The following is a 1,072-nucleotide window of genomic DNA, read 5'->3' on the forward strand; positions in this document are numbered from 1 at the left end:
GATTTAGTTCTTGCAAACTAAAGAACTCTCTATTTCTAAGAGGAGCAAATACACGAGTATAGATTGTTTTTACTGCATTCTCTACTAAGGCTTTATCCTTTGGCTTATAACTTCTTGCGGGTAAAATAGTTGTGTTATAATGTAGAGCAAAGTCTTGAAGATTATGAGCTATTTTAGGTTCGTATTTATCACTTTTAGTTACAGCTGCTTTTAAGTTGTCAGGTACAATGGCAAGTGGGACTCCTTGATAAAAATGTAAGGAATTGGTGAGACTTGATATAAAATCTTCTGTATTTTGAGTTAGACTGGCTTCTACATAAGTCATTCTACTTGAACCAAGAATAGAAATAAATACTTCTACAGAAGTTATTTCTCCTGTAGATTTATCAATAATAGACAACTTTTTCCCTGTGGAATCAACAAACATCTTATCTCCAGCTTTGTGTTGCTTGGGTAAAGAAGGAGATGTTTTTTTCTGCCAAGTTCGCAAATGATAGCAAAATTGAGAATAACGATAACCTTCAGGATGTTTCAAAAGGTACTCTTGCCACAAGATATGTCTTGTTACTCCCGTTTTAAGTAGTTCTTTAGTAAAGTAAGGGAAATATTTATACAAGATTGCTTCTTTTTCATCAGAATCCAATTCTTTAGTGTCAAATAAATCTTCTATATCTGTATCATTTAATTCTTTTATCTCTTCATAAGTGAATTTTGAAGTCGTAAAGAGAGTAATATATTTCTTAACAGTATTACGTGAAAGACCTAATTGGGAACTTATTTGAAGTTTACTTACTCCTTGAGTATATAGACGTAGTAGTTGTTTTAATTGTAACATGTCGATCTTTTTATTAGCCATATCTCTTGCATTTTAGCTAAGATATTTAGACATGTTTTAACTTGGTTTTTTAGGTGGTCAATTTCACCGGAATTAGGTGGTCACTTTCCACCGGAATTAAGTGATCACTTTTAACGGAATTAGGTGGTCAATTTCACTGGATTCTCCACTCTGGGGGAGTTCCAACTGGATCTCCATTTCCGTTATGCATTTGCAGATGAAATGAAGAAGTAATAT

At 33.0% G+C, this 1,072-nt stretch carries 1 protein-coding gene; it reads right to left on the reverse strand.

The features are described from left to right. Positions 1-856, reverse strand: an 856-nt coding sequence (gene istA, locus HX062_RS16120) for an IS21 family transposase (RefSeq protein ID WP_286468131.1), incomplete at its 3' end; no start/stop codon positions are given. Positions 857-1,072: the final 216 nt, after the last annotated feature.

The sequence above is a fragment of the Myroides sp. DF42-4-2 genome (assembly GCF_030326445.1).
In the GTDB taxonomy this organism is placed as follows: domain Bacteria; phylum Bacteroidota; class Bacteroidia; order Flavobacteriales; family Flavobacteriaceae; genus Flavobacterium.